22 protein-coding genes are annotated in these 17,564 nt (G+C 33.9%); 15 read left to right on the plus strand and 7 right to left on the minus strand.

Annotated elements, in window-relative coordinates; translation table 11 throughout:
* The first annotated feature begins 14 nt into the window (after positions 1-14).
* The 5 genes from F5ESL0233_RS01435 (at position 15) to trxA (ending at position 3,808) form a co-directional block, all read left to right on the plus strand.
* Positions 15-272 carry an IreB family regulatory phosphoprotein gene (locus F5ESL0233_RS01435; protein WP_090093608.1) on the plus strand — a complete coding sequence of 86 codons (258 nt, stop codon included), beginning with the start codon at positions 15-17 and terminating at the stop codon, positions 270-272.
* Positions 272-700: a Holliday junction resolvase RuvX gene (ruvX, locus tag F5ESL0233_RS01440; RefSeq protein ID WP_090093610.1), complete on the plus strand. Its 429-nt coding sequence runs from the start codon at positions 272-274 to the stop codon at positions 698-700. Before F5ESL0233_RS01435 ends, ruvX begins: the two co-directional genes overlap by 1 nt.
* A 1-nt stretch (position 701) precedes the next feature.
* Positions 702-1,007 (plus strand): DUF1292 domain-containing protein, encoded by a 306-nt coding sequence (locus tag F5ESL0233_RS01445; RefSeq protein WP_090093612.1) that lies wholly within the window; start codon positions 702-704, stop codon positions 1,005-1,007.
* Between the two features lie 49 nt (positions 1,008-1,056).
* Complete coding sequence (locus F5ESL0233_RS01450; RefSeq protein WP_122058388.1) at positions 1,057-3,411, plus strand: endonuclease MutS2; 2,355 nt, start codon at positions 1,057-1,059, stop codon at positions 3,409-3,411.
* Positions 3,412-3,496: 85 nt separating this feature from the next.
* Positions 3,497-3,808 carry a thioredoxin gene (gene trxA / locus F5ESL0233_RS01455; protein WP_090093615.1) on the plus strand — a complete coding sequence of 104 codons (312 nt, stop codon included), beginning with the start codon at positions 3,497-3,499 and terminating at the stop codon, positions 3,806-3,808.
* Between the two features lie 77 nt (positions 3,809-3,885).
* Here trxA and mscL read toward each other — a convergent pair whose 3' ends face one another.
* Positions 3,886-4,260, minus strand: a complete 375-nt coding sequence (gene mscL, locus F5ESL0233_RS01460; RefSeq protein ID WP_090093617.1) for a large-conductance mechanosensitive channel protein MscL — start codon at positions 4,258-4,260, stop codon at positions 3,886-3,888.
* 67 nt (positions 4,261-4,327) lie between these two features.
* Entirely contained in the window at positions 4,328-4,735 is a 408-nt protein-coding gene (locus F5ESL0233_RS01465; protein WP_090093619.1) for a YslB family protein, read from the minus strand.
* Between the two features lie 79 nt (positions 4,736-4,814).
* Here F5ESL0233_RS01465 and murI point away from each other — a divergent pair, with 79 nt between their 5' ends.
* Both murI and F5ESL0233_RS01475 read left to right on the plus strand, forming a co-directional pair.
* Positions 4,815-5,603, plus strand: a complete 789-nt coding sequence (murI, locus tag F5ESL0233_RS01470; protein WP_090093621.1) for a glutamate racemase — start codon at positions 4,815-4,817, stop codon at positions 5,601-5,603.
* 13 nt (positions 5,604-5,616) lie between these two features.
* Positions 5,617-6,231 carry an XTP/dITP diphosphatase gene (locus F5ESL0233_RS01475; RefSeq protein ID WP_228150115.1) on the plus strand — a complete coding sequence of 205 codons (615 nt, stop codon included), beginning with the start codon at positions 5,617-5,619 and terminating at the stop codon, positions 6,229-6,231.
* 40 nt (positions 6,232-6,271) lie between these two features.
* Here F5ESL0233_RS01475 and F5ESL0233_RS01480 read toward each other — a convergent pair whose 3' ends face one another.
* Positions 6,272-7,081: a mechanosensitive ion channel family protein gene (locus tag F5ESL0233_RS01480; protein WP_090093625.1), complete on the minus strand. Its 810-nt coding sequence runs from the start codon at positions 7,079-7,081 to the stop codon at positions 6,272-6,274.
* 111 nt (positions 7,082-7,192) lie between these two features.
* Here F5ESL0233_RS01480 and F5ESL0233_RS01485 point away from each other — a divergent pair, with 111 nt between their 5' ends.
* Positions 7,193-7,618 carry a DUF948 domain-containing protein gene (locus F5ESL0233_RS01485; protein ID WP_122058389.1) on the plus strand — a complete coding sequence of 142 codons (426 nt, stop codon included), beginning with the start codon at positions 7,193-7,195 and terminating at the stop codon, positions 7,616-7,618.
* A gap of 27 nt (positions 7,619-7,645) precedes the next feature.
* Complete coding sequence (locus F5ESL0233_RS01490) at positions 7,646-8,035, plus strand: DUF1269 domain-containing family protein (RefSeq protein ID WP_090093630.1); 390 nt, start codon at positions 7,646-7,648, stop codon at positions 8,033-8,035.
* Positions 8,036-8,096: 61 nt separating this feature from the next.
* Here F5ESL0233_RS01490 and F5ESL0233_RS01495 read toward each other — a convergent pair whose 3' ends face one another.
* Positions 8,097-9,203 (minus strand): aminopeptidase P family protein, encoded by a 1,107-nt coding sequence (locus F5ESL0233_RS01495; protein ID WP_090093631.1) that lies wholly within the window; start codon positions 9,201-9,203, stop codon positions 8,097-8,099.
* A 146-nt stretch (positions 9,204-9,349) separates the two neighbouring features.
* On the opposite strand from F5ESL0233_RS01495, the gene F5ESL0233_RS01500 reads away from it, so the two are divergent.
* Positions 9,350-10,351: a substrate-binding domain-containing protein gene (locus tag F5ESL0233_RS01500; protein WP_090093633.1), complete on the plus strand. Its 1,002-nt coding sequence runs from the start codon at positions 9,350-9,352 to the stop codon at positions 10,349-10,351.
* A 218-nt stretch (positions 10,352-10,569) separates the two neighbouring features.
* On the opposite strand, the gene F5ESL0233_RS01505 is transcribed toward F5ESL0233_RS01500, so the two are convergent.
* Positions 10,570-11,949, minus strand: coding sequence for a glycerophosphodiester phosphodiesterase (locus F5ESL0233_RS01505; protein ID WP_122058391.1), 1,380 nt, complete (start codon positions 11,947-11,949; stop codon positions 10,570-10,572).
* Between the two features lie 92 nt (positions 11,950-12,041).
* Between F5ESL0233_RS01505 and F5ESL0233_RS01510 the strand changes: the two genes are divergently transcribed.
* The 5 genes from F5ESL0233_RS01510 to F5ESL0233_RS01530 are packed head-to-tail and all read left to right on the plus strand — an operon-like array spanning position 12,042 to position 15,648.
* A complete protein-coding gene (locus F5ESL0233_RS01510) occupies positions 12,042-12,374 on the plus strand; it encodes a hypothetical protein (RefSeq protein ID WP_090093637.1) in 333 nt (110 codons plus the stop codon).
* A 10-nt stretch (positions 12,375-12,384) separates the two neighbouring features.
* The gene (locus tag F5ESL0233_RS01515) at positions 12,385-13,794 is read left to right on the plus strand and encodes a bifunctional UDP-sugar hydrolase/5'-nucleotidase (RefSeq protein ID WP_122058392.1); all 1,410 of its coding nucleotides are present in this window, start codon (positions 12,385-12,387) and stop codon (positions 13,792-13,794) included.
* Positions 13,760-14,269 carry a YutD family protein gene (locus F5ESL0233_RS01520; protein ID WP_370448333.1) on the plus strand — a complete coding sequence of 170 codons (510 nt, stop codon included), beginning with the start codon at positions 13,760-13,762 and terminating at the stop codon, positions 14,267-14,269. Before F5ESL0233_RS01515 ends, F5ESL0233_RS01520 begins: the two co-directional genes overlap by 35 nt.
* Entirely contained in the window at positions 14,270-15,043 is a 774-nt protein-coding gene (locus tag F5ESL0233_RS01525; protein WP_122058394.1) for a TIGR01457 family HAD-type hydrolase, read from the plus strand.
* On the plus strand, positions 15,040-15,648 hold the full coding sequence (locus F5ESL0233_RS01530; protein ID WP_122058395.1) for a TIGR01906 family membrane protein: 609 nt from the start codon (positions 15,040-15,042) through the stop codon (positions 15,646-15,648). Before F5ESL0233_RS01525 ends, F5ESL0233_RS01530 begins: the two co-directional genes overlap by 4 nt.
* A gap of 10 nt (positions 15,649-15,658) precedes the next feature.
* Here the strand turns inward: F5ESL0233_RS01530 and F5ESL0233_RS01535 are convergent, their stop codons facing one another.
* Both F5ESL0233_RS01535 and F5ESL0233_RS01540 read right to left on the minus strand, forming a co-directional pair.
* Positions 15,659-16,309 (minus strand): VTT domain-containing protein, encoded by a 651-nt coding sequence (locus tag F5ESL0233_RS01535; protein ID WP_122058397.1) that lies wholly within the window; start codon positions 16,307-16,309, stop codon positions 15,659-15,661.
* 9 nt (positions 16,310-16,318) lie between these two features.
* The gene (locus F5ESL0233_RS01540) at positions 16,319-17,257 is read right to left on the minus strand and encodes an NAD(P)/FAD-dependent oxidoreductase (protein ID WP_122058398.1); all 939 of its coding nucleotides are present in this window, start codon (positions 17,255-17,257) and stop codon (positions 16,319-16,321) included.
* Positions 17,258-17,564: the final 307 nt, after the last annotated feature.

The raw sequence follows: 17,564 nt of genomic DNA on the forward strand, positions 1-17,564 counted from the left end.
TAGGAGGAATAACTATGAGTTCGCTAGATAAGACAATGCATTTTGACTTTAATGAGAATAAAGGCAAGAATATTTATGATACCCTACAAGATGTTTATAATGCCTTGGAAGAAAAGGGTTATAATCCAATTAATCAGATTGTTGGCTACTTATTGTCTGGTGATCCAGCTTATATTCCACGGCACAATGATGCGCGTAATTTGATTTTGAAACATGAGCGTGATGAGATTATTGAAGAACTTGTAAAAAGTTATCTTGGCAAAAATAAATAATGCGTTTAATAGGTTTAGATGTGGGATCAAAGACTGTTGGGGTAGCAGTAAGTGACGCATTGGGTATTACTGCGCAAATGGTTGAAACTATTATGATTGATGAGAATCGTTATAATTTTGGTATGCGCCCATTAAAAAAAATTGTCCGTAAATATGAGGCAAATGGCTTTGTATTAGGATTACCCAAAAATATGGATGGTTCTGCAGGTGCATCTGTTGCGCGTAGTAAGGCATATGCCGAAAGACTAAAAGCTAAGTTTAACTTACCAGTTTACTTTTCTGATGAGAGATTGACCACAGCTCAGTCACAAAGAGTTTTAGTTGAAGAAGCTGGGGTACATAATCGTCATAAGCAAAAAGCAATAATTGATCAGATGGCGGCAGTTTTGATTTTACAAAATTATTTAGATCTAAATCGAAAGGATTAATATGACACAAGAAGTTCACGGTGAAGACCGTCAAATTACCTTAGTTGATGATAAGGGGAATGAAGAATTATACGAAATTTTATTTACCTTTCATTCAGATGACTATGACAAGTCTTATATTTTACTTTATCCAGCTACTTCTAGCGAAAGTGATGAAGTTGAAGTATTAGCATTTAGTTACGATGCTGATGAAGCAGGAGATGTAACTAGTAGTGATTTGCATGAAATTGAGGCAGATGATGAATGGGATATGGTTCAAGGAGTGCTTAACACATTTTTGGACGATGACCGTTTAAGTGGTGAATAAATTAAAAACTGGCCTGGCCAGTTTTTTTTATTGATAGAGAATTTTAGGCATGGATAATAAGACATTAAAGACTTTAGAATTTGCTAAAATAACAGAAAAATTGCAACTACAGGCAATTACTGAACCAGCTAGAAAAAGAGCAGCTACTTTAACGCCAAGTATAGATTTTAAGCAAGTTAAACTCGCTCTTCAGCAAACATTAGTGGGTGCAAATTTATTACGTATTAAAGGGCAACTACCTTTAACCGATTTTGCTGATGTAGCACCAAGTACTAAGCGCTTAAGAATTAAAGCAAATTTAAATGCTCAAGAATTAGGCAATTTGCTACTGGTACTAACATTAGCCAGTGATGTAAATGATTTTTTAGTGGAAATTGATGAAGAAGATCTAGATTTAACAGCTATTGCAAGTATTCTGGATAATTTAGAAATACCGGAAGTATTGTTTAGTGAACTTAAAAAAGCAATTGAGTTCGACGGGACCATACTTGATACTGCTTCAACTAAACTAGCTCATTTACGTTACGAACTAAAAAGTAATGACCAAGAAATCAAAAAAAAGTTGGATGGTTATCTTAAAGGTAATACGAGTAAATATTTATCTGAACAAATAGTTACTATTCGTGATGACCGCTATGTTATTCCCGTTAAGCAGGAATATCGAAATAAATTTGGTGGTGTTGTTCATGATCAAAGTTCCAGTGGGCAAACTTTATTCATAGAACCAAGTGCGGTCTTGAATTTAAATAATCATCAACAGAATATGCTTGCGCAAGCAAAGCAGGAAGAACGACGTATTTTACGTAATTTATCTGATTTAGCACGCCAAGAAGTTGATTTGATTGACCAGATTGCTACCTCCCTAGTAGAACTGGACTTTTTGCAGGCTAAAGCGAAATTAGCTTATGAAATGAAGGCAACCGAACCGAAATTAACAACCGATCATTCGTTGAGTCTTTTAAAAGCACGCCATCCACTGATTAATTCTGCAACAGTAGTCGCAAATGATATTTATTTAGGAAAAGATTTTGATACGGTTCTAATTACGGGTCCCAACACTGGGGGTAAGACAATTACCTTAAAAACTGTGGGGCTACTCCAACTGATGGCTCAGGCTGGACTATTTATTCCGGCAGCAGAAAATAGCAAGGTAGGAATTTTTAGAGATATTTGTGTCGATGTTGGCGATGAACAATCAATCGAACAATCATTAAGTACTTTTTCATCTCATATTAACGGAATCATTAAAATGATGAAAAAAGTTAACGATGAATCCTTAGTCTTAATTGATGAAATTGGTGCAGGAACTGATCCAGAAGAGGGCGCTAGTCTTGCTATAAGTATTTTAGATTTTTTCCGTCATAAAAAGGCTAAAATTATGGTTACTACGCATTATCCTGAATTAAAACTTTATGGCTATAACCGACCTAGAACAAGCAATGCTTCAATGGAATTTGATTTAAAGACTTTAGCGCCAACTTATCATTTACAAATTGGAATTCCTGGTCATAGTAATGCTTTTGCTATTGCACGCAGATTAGGGATGCGTGAAGATGTTGTCAAAAATGCTGAAAGCTTATTAGATGAAGATAATGCTGATATCAATCAAATGATTGAGCAATTGACTAAGCAAACTAATGCAGCTACAATAGCGCGTAACCATCTAGAGTCTTCTCTTGATCGGTCTAAAAAATTAGAAATAAAACTTGAGCATGCTTTAGATTGGTACAGTCAGCGCGTGCAAAAGCAACTTGAGTTTGCTCAAGAAAGAGCTAACGAGGTCATAGCTAAGAGCCGTAAAAAAGCTGACCATATTATTGCACAGTTAGAGCAGCAACAGGGTAATATTAAGCAAAATCAATTAATTGCTGCTAAAGGTGAATTGAACCAATTAAAACAACAAAATGATAATTTGATTCATAACCGGGTATTACAGCGAGAAAAACGACGGCACCAGGTTAAAGTAGGTGATCAAGTTAAGGTTTTATCATATGGTCAAGTTGGCACAATAGCCAAAAAATTAAGTGAGCATCAGTATGAAGTGCGACTCGGAATTATTAAAGTTAAAGTCAGTGATCAAGATATCGAAAAGACTGAATCTTCTCATAATTCTAAGGCTAAGGCAAAGGTGCATGCAGTCAGTGCTAAGCGTCGCAGTAATGCTAAAAGTGAATTAGATTTACGTGGCCAGCGTTATGAAGAAGCTATGAATAATCTTGATCTTTATCTTGATTCTGTCCTTTTAGCAGGACTTGATGTAGTTACAATTATTCATGGTATTGGTACAGGTGCAATTAGAAAGGGCGTTTGGCAATATTTACAATCAAGTAGGCATGTTAAAAGCTATAATTATGCCCCAGCAAATGAGGGGGGAAATGGTGCTACAATTGTACATTTAAAGTAAAAACATTTCACTTGTAAAAAGTAAGCATAATGCTATAATTACATTATCAAAGAAAGATTTAATGTATTATTGGTGAGGTATGACTATGGTAGATGAACTGACAGATCAAAATTATGAAACAGAAACTAAAGATGGCGTTGTACTGATTGATTTTTGGGCAACTTGGTGTGGACCATGCAAGATGCAGTCACCAGTAATTGAAGAACTGGCTGAAGAGCGGCAAGATGTAAAATTTACCCAAATGGACGTCGACCAAAATAAAGCGACGCCTAGTTCATTAGGTATTATGGCTATTCCGACGCTTGTTATTAAGAAAAATGGTGCGATTGTTGACAGATTAACGGGTTATACGCCTAAGGCTAAACTCAATCAAATTTTAAATCAGTATACAGATTAAGAGCTAATAAATAACCCTAAAATTATTATGATTTTAGGGTTATTATAATTAGTTTTAAATTTTTACTAAGTAGGATTTTAATTGCTTTTTTCTTTTAATAAATCACGAATTTGTTTGAGGTAATCTTCTGTAGATGGGCCAGCTGGTTTTTGCTGCTGTTCATCATGTTTAGTAACTTTATTAACGGCTTTAACAAGTAAAAAAACAATAAATGCAATAATTAGGAAATTAATTACTGTGTTAATAAATTCACCATATCTAAATGTTGCCCCGCTAACTTTAAGAACTAAATTGGATAAGTCAATTTTACCAATAAATAGGCCAATTAATGGATTAATTAGATTGGTTACTAAGGAGTTAACAATATTAGTGAATGCTCCACCAATGATTACACCAACTGCGAGATCAATTACATTTCCTCGTTCAATAAATTTTTTAAATTCTTTTAACATTTTTACACCTCCATTTAATAATCATATTGCAAAAACACCAAAAAATTAAATAGATAGACTTAAAAGTTTAGCTAAACTTGGTAATTAGTTGAACTTTTTTTTGCTTTTCATCAATTTTTTGTTCACATTCAGTAGTACGTTTAGTTTCATTTTGAAAAGCTTCTGCAATGATGCCAGCTTCTAATGAAAATTCATTAATTCCACTATTTAGCCGATCAACTACACTTTGTCCTGTTAATTCCATTATAATTTCTGTACGTCGTTCTTTGATTTTAGTCAAAATACCGAATCCTGTAGTTGAAAAAAAACTATTAATATCGTCAAAGGAGGCTAGATCATATTTTCTAGCAATTCTTTTACCAGCCCAATAGAGAATTTCATTATTATCGCTACCTAAAATTGTTGGTAAAAGAAAATCACGGTATAATTGATTGACAAAATAGATATGTTCATTTTGTTGGTTGTCGTTGTGCATAAAGAATTCATCCCTTTTATTTTCTTTTATTTTACCGTAAAATTGATGGAAGTAGAAAGAATTTAGGGAGATTTATGATATGGATAAGCGACCAATTGGGTTATTAGATTCTGGTGTTGGCGGATTAACAGTAGTTAAAAAAGTTATAAAAAAAATGCCGAATGAAAATATAATTTTTGTAGGTGATAACGCTCATATTCCATATGGTAATAAATCACAGGCCGAAATTATTTCGTTGACGTTAGCAAGTGTGAATTTTTTACTAAGTAAAAATGTTAAAGTAATAATTTTTGCATGTAATACCGCTACTGCAGTAGCCATGGATATTATTCAAAAACAAATTAGTCCTAAAATTATTGGTGTAATTCCGGCGGGGGCTAAATGTGCAATCAATGCTAGCCAAAATCAAAAAATTGCTGTTGTTGCAACGCAAATGACCACTAATCTTCATGCGTATCAAAAAGAGATTACTAAATACGCCCCAAAAATAGAGGTAACAGAGGTCGCTGCGCCGCAGTTAGTACCATTAATTGAGAATAATGCTAGCCATAGTGAATATGATAAGGCATTATCTGAAATATTATTGCCTTTACAAACAGTTGATTTTGATACCTTAATTCTTGGTTGTACCCATTATCCAATTATTCGTTCAGAATTTGAACGTCAAGTTGGTTCACATGTACAGGTGATTGATCCTGCAGATCAAGTGGCACGATACACATATAACTTGTTAAAAAAAGAGCATTTATTGAATGCTAACTTAGCTGTAGCCCAGCATGAATTTTATACGACGGGTAAAGTGGAGAAAGTTAATGAATTGGGTCGATTAGTATTAAATGATTCTAATTTTCAGGCGCAACAAATATGAAAGGAGAAGACAGGTGAAAATTTTATTTGCAACGACTAATCAGGGGAAGGCTAGAGAATTAAAGGCAGCTTTCCAAAAGAATGGCTTTAAGCTAGATATAATAACAAATAATGATTTATCTAATCCACCAGTTGTTGCAGAAACGGGAACCACCTTTGTCCAAAATGCAAAATTGAAAGCACATGCTTTAGCTGATTTTAGTCAAATGGTGACTATTGCTGATGACTCTGGGTTGATGGTTGAGGCGCTTTATGGAGCTCCAGGTGTCCGTTCAGCTCGATATGCTGGTGCAGAACATAACGATTCCAAAAATAATGCTAAGTTATTGGCAGAATTGGGTGGAGTTCCACTTGAAAAGAGAACAGCGCATTTTAATACGACGATTGTTGTATCTATGCCTAACTTTTTTAATCGAGATTTAGTTGTTAGTGGGCAGTGTACAGGACAAATTTTGCTAGCTCCGCGTGGGGCTGATGGCTTTGGTTATGATCCCCTTTTTTATGTTGCTGAAAAGGGCAAAACATTTGCTGAGATGACCTTACTAGAAAAAAATAGTTTGTCACATCGAGGAAAAGCAATTAACAAATTATTAGCAATTTTTCCAACCTGGTTAGCTCAATTTGAATAAATTAAAAAAACAGGTCTACTATAAAGTACCTGTTTTTTGATTAACTAGCTAAGGTAATATTATTTTGGGATAATGTTGCTAAATATGCTGTTAAATAGCGATCACGCACAACTTGTTCACAGCCAGTATCAACTTGAAAGTGGATGACATATTTTATTGTTTGGGCTGTTTGCTCTGTAATACCAATAATTTGGGGCTTTTGAATAAGTGAGTCATGAGAAATAGTACCGTTGACTTTTTTAATCAGGGCATTAACTTTATTGAAGTCATTATCGGCTTTTAGTTGCAATTCAATATCAAGACCAATCCCGCCATGGGCTAGATTTTGCACAATTGATATATTTCGATTGGGAATATAAATAATTGATCCATCAGTAGCTTGTAGTCGGGTAGTACGTAACCCCAATTGAATTACAATGCCTGTTTGATTATTAAGTTGGACTAAATCACCAACATCGAATTGGTCTTCACTAAGAATAAAAAAACCATTAACTAAGTCACTAACAAAACCTTGTGCTCCCATACCAATAGCTAATGAAAAAATTCCAGCACTAGTTAATAAAGTTCCAACAGGAATACCCAAAATTGATAAAACAGCAAACAAATAAAAGAAAATCACGGTATATTCAAAAATACTAGTAATTAAGGTTGCTACAGTTCGTGTACGTTTATTTTGTGGCTGTCTATTATGCTTTAAATAGTGACTAATTACTTTTTTACCACATTGATCAATAATATAGAAAACAATAGTTGAAATAGCTAACTGCCATAAAACTGTAAGTGCTTGTTCGCCTAATCTATCCCAATTAAACTTTAATACTCTTTGATTTATTTGAAATGACTTATTCATAATTTCTACCTTTCATATATTTATATTAACTATAGCAAATTATTACATATAGATTGAGATTAACCTATTTTCATGCTAGACTTTTTCTAGGTACAGAATTGGAGGTAGAAGATGATAATTTCCTATGGTGCACTGGCAGGTTTAATTGCGGCAGTCGCATTATTAATTTTAGTACTTTTTACAATACCAGTACTTATTCGTGTTGCAAACGCAGCCAAGGAAGTAAATAAAACAATCCAGCTTACCAATGAATCCATTCAACAAGTAACAAAAGATGTTGATGAATTACTCGAGCAAACTGGTGATTTGCTAGATAAGACTAATGTTTTAATGGCAGATGTTAATCTAAAGATGAAAACTATGGATCCGGTTGTTCAAGCAGCCGCTGATTTAGGTGTAAGTGTTTCAGATGTTAATGCTTCTTCGCGGCGGATGGCAAAAAAAGTCAGCAACTTTCATTTGAAACGTGACGGTATAATGTCTTCTGCTTTAACTTCGGTGTTTGCAAGACGTAGGCGCCGTAAAGGCAAAGACTAATAAATTAAGTAAAAGGAGTTAATTTTTATGAAAAAACTTACAAGTTTTATATTCGGTACAATTATTGGTGGTACTGCGGGCTTTTTAGCTGGTTCATTATTAGTTTCTGATAATCAGATTGATGAATTAAAGAAAAAGGTTAAAAATAATGAAGCTGTTCAAGATTTAAAGAAGAAATACGATAATGGAACAGAAGTTGTCAAGAATCAGTTGGCTTCATTTCCTAAAAACGTTGAAGATGATTCAGAGTTGAAAGATTTTGATGATATTGTCATTGATAATTCTACTGACGCAGTTGCTGCAGTGCAAGATCATGCAGAAGATTTAGTTAGTGACTTACATCATGCCGAGAATGCTAATGATATAAATAAGCCTGATGAAACATATGGCTCAAATGATTCATATGTTAGACCATAGAAGTATCTAAAAATGCACGAGAAAAAATTTTCTCGTGCATTTTTTAATTATGGCTAAATAATTAATCTTTTAGTGGTAAAATTTTTAGTTCTTTACTGGTATGAGTAAAGGGTTCATAGCCATTTTTAGTTACAACCCCGCAGTCTTCAATTCTGACACCAGCAACATTTGGTATATAAATTCCGGGTTCAATAGAAAAACACATGCCTTCTTCGATAATTAAATCATTGCCTTGAACGATTGAGGGATATTCGTGGACCTCCTTACCGATGCCATGGCCCAAACGATGAATGAAATATTCACCATACCCTGCTTTAGTAATAACGTCACGGGCTACACTGTCAAGTTCAGCCGCAGTCATTCCAGGACGAACTGCGTCAATTGCTGCTTGTTGAGCTTCACGATCAATTTCATATATTTCTTTCTGTTTAGCTGTTGGTTCTCCGTAAGCTACCGTTCTGCTTGAATCAGAGGCATAACCATTATGCATTGTGCCTAAATCAAATAGAACTAATTCATTTGGCTTAACGGTATTCATTGTAGGTCCAAGATGGGGATTGGCTGCATTAGCTCCAGTTTGCACAATAGTTTCAAAACTTTCGTGCATAACGCCTTTTTGCAACTTAAGTTGATAATCAATTTGTCCAGCGATATAGCGTTCAGTAACTCCTGTTTTAATAGCGTCAAAGCCGATTTGAAAAGCGAAGTCAGCTTCGCGCCCAGCGGCTTGTAATTCTGCAATTTCTGCTGGAGTTTTATATAAACGAATTTTAGCAATAAAATTGGATAAATCGCTATCAAAATTAGCATCTGGAAATTGCTGATGCATTAATTGATAATGAGAAACAGACAAATTATTTTTCTCTAACGCCCATCTTTGATATGCTGAAGTTCGGCTTTTTACTTTGTCGGCAATGAGCGCCCAAGGATTTTCGGAGTCAAGATAGCCATAAACATCACCATCCCAAGTTGAATTTTTAGCTTCTTCGACATTTAATGCAGGAACAAATACAAAGGGTTCATGATCCTTAAAGGCTAGTAAACAAAAAATCCGCTCATGTGGTTCCATTTCATAGCCAGTAAAATAAGCGATTGTTGTTGGATTAGAAATATAGGCGATATCGTTGCCAGAACTTTGCAACCATTCTTGTAATTTATTTAAATTCATGATTATTCCTTTCAATCAATTGATTAATTAAAAGAAGTATACCATGTTCTTTATATGAAAAAATGAAAGAATAGTTGTAAACGTTTGCAATTTTTGGAAAAGCATGCTAAATTTGATACTAGTATTTTTAAAACGGGGGGAAAAGGATGCGTAAACAAGATATTACAATTTATGATGTTGCTCGTGAGGCTAAGGTATCTATGGCGACCGTTTCAAGGGTTGTTAATGGTAATACTAATGTACGTAAAGATACCAAAGACCGAGTAATGGAAGTTATCAAGCGCCTGCACTATCAGCCCAATGCTGTAGCACAAGGTCTTGCTTCTAAACGAACAACTACAGTTGGTTTAATTGTACCTGATTTAACTAATTTATATTTTGCAGAACTTTCAAAAGGAATTGATGATATTGCTTTGCTTTATAAATACAATATCATTATTACGAGTATTGAAAATCAATTGATGAAAGAAGATCAGGCAATTCAAGGACTATTAAATAAACAAGTCGATGGCGTTATTTATATGGCTGATAATTTGCCTAATGAAGCTGCTGAGGCTTTTAAGCGGACTGATACACCGGTAGTTTTGGCTGGAACAAAAGATCGTCATAAAGAATTCCCTTCTGTTTCGATTGATTATCAAAAGGCAGATACTGAAGCTTTTAATCTCTTTTATAATGATGGCAGAAAAAATTTGGCGCTTGTTTTAGATAATCCTGATACATTTGTTAATGCCGAAAATAGAATTCCTGCTTATAAAAACTTTATGAAGAAGAATAATTTGGGCCCAGAGCATATTTATACCAATATTAAAGATCATTCGGATGGTTACAATTTATTTTCACAATTGCAAGATGATCATATTGATGGTGTTCTAGTTACTCGTGATGTTGCTGCAGTGGGTATTCTAAATTCTGCAATTGATGCTGGTAAAAATATTCCCAAGGATATGGAAATTGTGACAGCAAGTGCGACACAAATTGCTTCTGTAGTTCGTCCAGCTATAACAGCAGTGCGTCAACCATTATATGATATTGGTGCAGTAGCGATGCGTATGCTAACAAAACTAATGAGTAATGAAGAAGTGGCTAATATGCAAATTGAATTGCCATATGAATTATTAAAAAAGCAAAGTACATCAAATGAATAAATAAAAAAGTCTGGTACAACTAGTCCTTTATACAAAAAAAGCAGGCAAAACACAGCTTTTAGTGTTTTACCTGTTTTTTTATTGGTTTAGGAAAATAATTTTTCTCAGACTCGCCTCTTTTGTTTGGGTGCACTTTACTATGACGACTTAGATTAGGAGCAATATCAATGAGACAATCCGCAAATTGATTCAGTAGATTTACAAGTTAAGGGACAATTTTAACTTTTACTGCCGTTTCTTTTATTTAAAGCTACTAATGTTTCTATAATAGTTTTTACAGGTGGGGATTGCAGGGGTTGATATGCAGTTAAAGCAATATTAGTGTAGCGATTCATGCGAGGTAAATTGTGGTATTGCTGCCAACTAGCGTTATCAAAAAAGCCGTAAAAGAGAATATCACGAGCTTTAACCCAACCTAGTGTAGTCTTAAGCCACATGCTGTTTGGACTACCATTGAAATTTTTGATTTTGAATAATTGATTAGCTGGTAATATTTTTTTCGTTTTTGCTTGATTTTCAGGATAACGGTAGATGGTAACTGGAGTCTGGGGTTTAGCTAAAAGTTGTTTATCTTGGTAGGGCATAACCTCTTGTGGTTTTAAATCAAGATTGACGAATTCAGCAGAAACAAAAGTTTGATTTGCAATTTGGTAATAAAGTTGATTATGAGCCCGTACACCATACATTATGTTTAAGCTCTGCCCTGGATAAATAAATTTTTTTTGTTTAATACGGACGTAGGGATTCATCATCGTTGTAGTTTTATTTTTGCCGAAATAGATTCCTTGACGGTTAATTTCGTATTTTTTAGTTCCTTCTTTGGCTAATTTGTATTTAAAACCGGTGCTAGGGAAGTTAGTTACTACACCATCGATATTTTTATTAATTAGCCAATGCCATAATGATGGTGATTCATCCATTTCGGCCCAAACAAAAACTTGCTTATTTAAGCGGTGTAACCAATGAATTAGGAAAGGATGATTTAAAATTAAGTCAGATGAGATATTAACCGCATTAACTTGCGGTAAATTACTAAAATTAATTCGCTTAAGGCTGCCAACTATAAGAATAAGATAGGCATCAGGCAGTAATTTGCGCAAGCGAAACAAGCTGGCAACTGAAAAGGAATGAATCATGACACGATTTTCCATATGATATTTTTTGATAGTTGCGGCAATTTTATTTTCTAGTTCATATGAAGGATCAATTGAGTGATCGATTTTAGTTTCTAAGATAAATTTAGCCTGTGGTTGTTTACGGTAATGTTCAAAAAGTTGTGTTAAACTAAGCACGTGTTCACCGTTATCATATGTTAATTGGCTAAGTGTTTGCCAATTGTTTTGTGATACAATTGCATGAGTATGGGTGACGCGGTATAAATCATCGTCATGCGAGATTACTAATTCTCCATCTGAAGATAGATGCAAATCAAGTTCGACATAATCAGCTCCTGAATTGAAGGCAGAGTCATCACTTTGAATTGTTTCTTCAGGGTATTTACTAGGATCTCCGCGATGACCAACAACGGTAAATCCACTGGTTATTAAAAAGACTATACTAAAAAATAAAGCTTTAAGTAAACGGCCGTTAACTTTCATGTGTACACCTCTATCAATACTACAATAGCATGGTTGCACAGTTTTTGCTATATGTCACAATTGAAGTTTATGTATTTATGTAGGAAAAATTTATGAATGAAGAATATGAAGAATTTGATTTAATTGAAGAGATTATCCGTAATGATGGTAGCAAGTATTTTGAAATTTCAAATATTGATCAAAATGGAATTGCTGAATTAGCGGTTGATCATGGATTAATTAAAAATGTGCGAATTTTACAGTTAAATATACCTCGTACCAAGGCTTTGGTCATCTATGAAAAGTATATTAATCAGAATTATCATTTAGAAACTTTAAATAATGAACGAGATTGGAAAAATCCGACTTGGGTAGAGTGGGAAAAACCTAAAGGCAAAATCTTGGATAGTTATAATTTGGTTTTAAAATCTAATCAAATTGGATAGAGAGTTAAAGATGGAAAAACTGCGTATTTTACATACTAATGATTTACATTCACATTTTGAGCATTTTCCTCAAATTGCTCGTTATTTACATAAAGCACAAAAAGATAGGTCTGTTGATCAAGTTTTAACATTTGATGCAGGAGATTTTATGGATCGATCAAATCCATTAACGGATGCAACTTATGGCCAAGCAAACATTAAATTAATGAATTCATTCAATTATGATGCAATTACAATTGGTAACAATGAGGGTATTTCTAATTCTCATGAAACAGTAGAGCATTTATTTGATCATGCTAACTTTCCTGTTCTACTGGCAAATTTACAAGAAGAAGATGGAACAAGGCCAAATTGGGCACTGCAAGATAAAATTATTAAAACTAATAAAGGTACGCGAATTGCTTTAATTGGGCTAACTGCAGCTTATCCTCTTTCCTATGAACCTAATCATTGGCATGTCAAGACGTTGAAAGCGGCAATGGATGAGGTATTACCGAAGATTGCTGGTCAATATGATGTTCTAATTTTGTTAACACACGTTGGGTTAAACATGGACTGCTTTTTGGCAAAAAATTATCCAGAAATTGATTTGATTATTGGCGGACATAGTCATGATTTATTGAAACATGGGTTAGAGGTTAATAACGTTTGGATTACTCAGACGGGAAAATGGGGTAATTTTGTAGGCAATATTTACATTGAAATAGATAATGAGCATCAGATACAAAAAATTTCGCCACATGTTGAACCAACTAGTTTAATGAAAAGCGAGTCTGCTGATGAATTGACAGTTAAAGATTATTTGAAGTGTGGAAAAGAAATTTTATCTCGTGAATATATTGCTGATTTACCTAAGCAATATGATAATAGTTTAGACGCGGCAATAGAAGTATCGATGGAAGCAATTGCTAATTTTGCTCAAACAGATATAGCAATGCTTAGTTCAGGGTTGTTTCTAACATCTTTTAAAAAAGGAATTTTAACTAAATATGATTTGCAACAAGCATTGCCACATTCAATGCATGTAGTACGGACAACACTTCAAGGGTGTGACTTATGGCGTTTAGTTATGGAAATTGAAAAGAACCGGCATTACTTAGATCATTTTCATTTGCAGGGAATGAGTTTTCGCGGCAAAATTTTTGGGCAGATGTATTATCGAGGACTTAGATATGATCCAGTTGAACAATCAGTCTATGTGAATAATCAGCAAATAAATTTTAAAAAGAACTATCAAATTGCCGTATTAGACCATTATATTTTAGTACCATTCTTTCCAACTTTAGCAATTGTGGGTGAAAATCAGTTTTTATTTCCACAATTTTTACGCGAAGTAGTTGGTAATTATTTGAGTAAAAAATACCCATTAACAGGAAGTGATATTGATGATGGAAAAAGAAATGGCAGCCAAGACAACTAAGGCAAATAAAGAAAATCGTTTTGTTAAAGAACAACCCCTACGGCATCCTTTAGCAGTTGTGACCTTAAACGGTAATCATTTAAAAATTAATAAGCAATCTTATCAGATAGTTGTTAATAAGCAAGAAGCACTAAGTATAGAAGTTTTACGCCAAAAATATGATCCTTATTTAGACCAATATGATTTTTTGGTTGGGGATGTCTCAAGTGAACATTTGCGCTTAAAAGGCTTTTATAAAGATAACGTGCAAGCTACAATTGATCGCAGGGAACAAACGATTGCTGATTATTTAATGGAATATTGTAATCCTGGTGCGGGTTATTTTATTTTAAAGCTACTAAGTCCAGTGCATCATTACCGCTCTACTAATAGTAAAAAGCAATCCCCAAGTCAATATCGAAGAAGAAAGAAAGTAAAGATCAGGTCAACGTTACAGCATAATTTTATTATTAAGAAAAGAAAGAGTAGCAATTAGGTGAAAGATTATCGTTTATTTTTAATTGATCTTGATGGTACGATTTATCGGGGACAAGATACGATTGCTTCGGGGGTGCGCTTCATCAAGCGACTGGAATCATTGGGAAAGGATTATCTTTTTTTAACTAACAATACAACACGTACGCCACAGATGGTGGTTGAAAAGCTGGCAAAACATGGTATCAATACGGATATTTCGCATATATATACACCATGTATGGCAACAACTAGTTACATTTTAAGCCAAGCAAAAGAAAATAAAAAAATCGGTGTCTATCTAATTGGCCAGGTTGGGTTATGGAGTGAATTTTTTAAGCATCCAGAATTTGAATTAAATCCTAATGATCCTGCTTATGTAGTTGTAGGAATGGATACTGATTTGACCTACCACAAAGTTCAAATTGCAACTAGCGCAATCAGAAAGGGGGCAATTTTTATAGGCACAAATGCCGATTTAAATCTGCCTAGTGAAAAAGGGCTTCTACCAGGTAATGGTTCACAATGTGCCATGATTGCTGCTGCAAGTGGATGTGAACCAATATATATTGGTAAACCCGCAAAAATTATTGTAGAGCTACTTTTAAAGCAAAGAAATTGTTTAAAAGAAGATGCACTTATCATTGGTGACAATTATGAAACTGATATTAAGGCAGGATTCAATAGCCAAGTTGATCAATTACTTGTATTAACTGGGATTACAAAGAAAGTAGATATTCAAGGTAAAAGGCAACCAACACTTATTGTTAATAATTTGGATGAAATTAAATTATGATCGACAAAAATAATTTTTTTAGTATTATTTATCATTTTGTTTTTGCAATTACTAGTAGTGCTGTAGGAGCGGTTATTGCTAGTTGGCCTCTTTTAATGATTTTTGTTTTGGTACAAAAAACTTATAAGGTAGTCAATTTATCAATAGGTCAAATAATGGGAAATTATAATCAATTGTTATGGTATTTAATATGGCCGCTTAAAAAGAAGCTTAGAATGAGTAATTTACCTACCTCAATGGCGGCTGCACAGCATTTTGCTGATGTAAAAAAGTTATTTACCATAGTAATTATTGCTTTTTTGTGTTGCTTAATATTGTATTTTTGGAACAGTAAAAGTAAGAAAAGCTTTTTCAGATTAAATAAAATTTGTGCACTATTATTGTTGCTTTTACCAGTTGCTGCCCTACCTTTTGCGTTGACGAATTTTGATCAATTTTTTATCAATTTTCACCACCTATTTTTTATTGGAAGTACTACTTGGTTATTTAATCCTGAGACTGACCCAATTATTAATCTTTTGACTGAAGGCTTTTTTGCCGCTTGCTTTGCTGTAGGTGGAACTATTTATGAACTATATTTTGCCAATCAATTATTGCAACGATAAAAAGGAGCTCCTAATGGGGCTCCTTTTTTTGAGTATAATGTTTTTTGAGAGTAACAAGCAAAATTGGTAAAACTGAAATTAAGATAATCGCCAAGATTAATAAAGAAAAATTATCTTTAACAAATGGTATGTTGCCAAAAATAGCACCAATTATAGTGAAGATGCCACTCCAAATGATTCCGCCGACTATGTTATAGATAGCAAATTTTCCGTAGTGCATTTTGCTACCGCCAGAAATGAATGGAACGAATGTCCTAATAAAGGGGATAAAGCGACCTATAACAATTGTGATCGGTCCATGGCGATTGAAAAACTGTTCGGCTGCTAAACGATTTTTTTGATTAATCAGTTTGTTGAACCAAGAATATTTTTCTCCAGCAGTCACTGATCGTGCCCCAATTTCATAATTACAAGCATCACCTAAAACTGCGGCAAGAACAACAGCCAAATAAATTAGCCAAATATTGAGGTTATATTTGGGATTAACTGCCATTGAACTGGCGGCAAAAATAAGCGAATCACCTGGTAAAAATGGGAAAATAACTAATCCAGTTTCAATAAAAATAATTCCAAAAATGATTAAGTATGTCCAGCTACCAAACTGATTTACTATTTCAATCAAATGATGGTCAATGTGTAGAATAAAATTGACAATAGTCATAAATTGCTCCTATATACTGGTTGAATGAATGGTTAAATTTTTTTTGGGAAAAAGTGAACGCATAATTGATGTAATTGCTATTTGTGCTTCGCCAAAGCCTAGACCAATTACTGGGACGCGTTCTGGGTAATAGGCAGCATCTCCTACTGCATAAATGCCTGAAATATTGGTTTCCATTGCGCGTGAAACGCCAATTTGTCCCTTGGTTAAGTTAACGCCCCACTTACTTACAAAATTATTATCGCTACGAAAACCATAGGCAACAACAATTTGATCAAATTTCTTAGCAATGATATTTGTAGTACCTATTTCCTTTAATTCAATTTCAAGCTGATTATTGCTAAGAGTAACAGCTTTGGGGAGATAGGGTGTAAGAACTTCAACGTTTTGTAATTTTTTTAATTGTTGAACATTAGCTTCAAGCCCCCGAAATTCATTTCGGCGATGTATGATTTTAATCTGGGTATTAGCTGCATTTGCAAGCTCAAGTGCCCAATCTAATGCGGAATCACCGCCGCCAAAAATGCCAATTGTTTGATTTTGAAATTTTTGGGGATCATTAATAAAATATTGAATACGTTTTTCAATTTCATCATTTGTGTGTAAAGGAAATGCTTTAGGTGTAAATGAACCATTACCAGTAGCAATGATAACACTTTTAACTTCAAATTCTTTATCAATTAAAAAGTAATCTTCAATTTTTTCAATAGAATTAACACGATGGTCAAATACAAATTTTGCTTTTCTTTCAGCTGAATACATCAACTTTTCAATTAATTCAGCTCCAGTAATTTGGTTAAATACGGGAATGTCAAAAATTTTTTTAAATGGGTAAAGTAATTTTGGTTGTCCACCAGCTTCACTTAATGAATCAAATACAATAGTTTTTAACCCGTGCAAATGAGCAAAATTTGCACTAAAAAGTCCAATTGGTCCTGCTCCGATAATTGCTAAATCAAATTTTTTTATTTAAAAAACCTCCTAATAAACCTTGATATTTCAACTTTAGCATGAATTTTAAAGTTAGTCACTTTAAAAAAATCATAAAAAAGGGTTGCAAAAACCAAAAAAGGTTGCTAATATAAATAACTGTCGTCAGGGCAAAGCCAGTAAGGCAAAGGCAAGGCGGCAAAAAAGATATAAAAAACCAGTTGACAAAAGCGACTGAGTTTAGTAATATAAAAAGCGCTGTTGTTTAAAGAAGCGGCAGCGGGAGTCAGAAAAAAAGTTCTTGACACAGTCTAGAGCATCTGAT

Source organism: Lactobacillus sp. ESL0233, from assembly GCF_003692995.1.
GTDB classification, from domain to species: Bacteria; Bacillota; Bacilli; order Lactobacillales; family Lactobacillaceae; genus Lactobacillus; species Lactobacillus bombicola.

Bases quoted from the DNA above. Each gene is read 5' to 3' on its own strand.
- F5ESL0233_RS01485 (WP_122058389.1), top strand. From the start codon at position 7,193: ATGATAATTTCCTATGGTGCACTGGCAGGTTTAATTGCGGCAGTCGCA.
- ruvX (WP_090093610.1), top strand. From the start codon at position 272: ATGCGTTTAATAGGTTTAGATGTGGGATCAAAGACTGTTGGGGTAGCA.
- F5ESL0233_RS01515 (WP_122058392.1), top strand. From the start codon at position 12,385: ATGGAAAAACTGCGTATTTTACATACTAATGATTTACATTCACATTTT.
- F5ESL0233_RS01505 (WP_122058391.1), bottom strand. From the start codon at position 11,949: ATGAAAGTTAACGGCCGTTTACTTAAAGCTTTATTTTTTAGTATAGTC.
- F5ESL0233_RS01520 (WP_370448333.1), top strand. From the start codon at position 13,760: ATGATGGAAAAAGAAATGGCAGCCAAGACAACTAAGGCAAATAAAGAA.
- F5ESL0233_RS01465 (WP_090093619.1), bottom strand. From the start codon at position 4,735: ATGCACAACGACAACCAACAAAATGAACATATCTATTTTGTCAATCAA.
- F5ESL0233_RS01445 (WP_090093612.1), top strand. From the start codon at position 702: ATGACACAAGAAGTTCACGGTGAAGACCGTCAAATTACCTTAGTTGAT.
- F5ESL0233_RS01535 (WP_122058397.1), bottom strand. From the start codon at position 16,309: ATGACTATTGTCAATTTTATTCTACACATTGACCATCATTTGATTGAA.
- F5ESL0233_RS01510 (WP_090093637.1), top strand. From the start codon at position 12,042: ATGAATGAAGAATATGAAGAATTTGATTTAATTGAAGAGATTATCCGT.
- mscL (WP_090093617.1), bottom strand. From the start codon at position 4,260: ATGTTAAAAGAATTTAAAAAATTTATTGAACGAGGAAATGTAATTGAT.
- murI (WP_090093621.1), top strand. From the start codon at position 4,815: ATGGATAAGCGACCAATTGGGTTATTAGATTCTGGTGTTGGCGGATTA.
- F5ESL0233_RS01500 (WP_090093633.1), top strand. From the start codon at position 9,350: ATGCGTAAACAAGATATTACAATTTATGATGTTGCTCGTGAGGCTAAG.
- F5ESL0233_RS01495 (WP_090093631.1), bottom strand. From the start codon at position 9,203: ATGAATTTAAATAAATTACAAGAATGGTTGCAAAGTTCTGGCAACGAT.
- F5ESL0233_RS01450 (WP_122058388.1), top strand. From the start codon at position 1,057: ATGGATAATAAGACATTAAAGACTTTAGAATTTGCTAAAATAACAGAA.
- F5ESL0233_RS01435 (WP_090093608.1), top strand. From the start codon at position 15: ATGAGTTCGCTAGATAAGACAATGCATTTTGACTTTAATGAGAATAAA.
- trxA (WP_090093615.1), top strand. From the start codon at position 3,497: ATGGTAGATGAACTGACAGATCAAAATTATGAAACAGAAACTAAAGAT.
- F5ESL0233_RS01480 (WP_090093625.1), bottom strand. From the start codon at position 7,081: ATGAATAAGTCATTTCAAATAAATCAAAGAGTATTAAAGTTTAATTGG.
- F5ESL0233_RS01530 (WP_122058395.1), top strand. From the start codon at position 15,040: ATGATCGACAAAAATAATTTTTTTAGTATTATTTATCATTTTGTTTTT.
- F5ESL0233_RS01490 (WP_090093630.1), top strand. From the start codon at position 7,646: ATGAAAAAACTTACAAGTTTTATATTCGGTACAATTATTGGTGGTACT.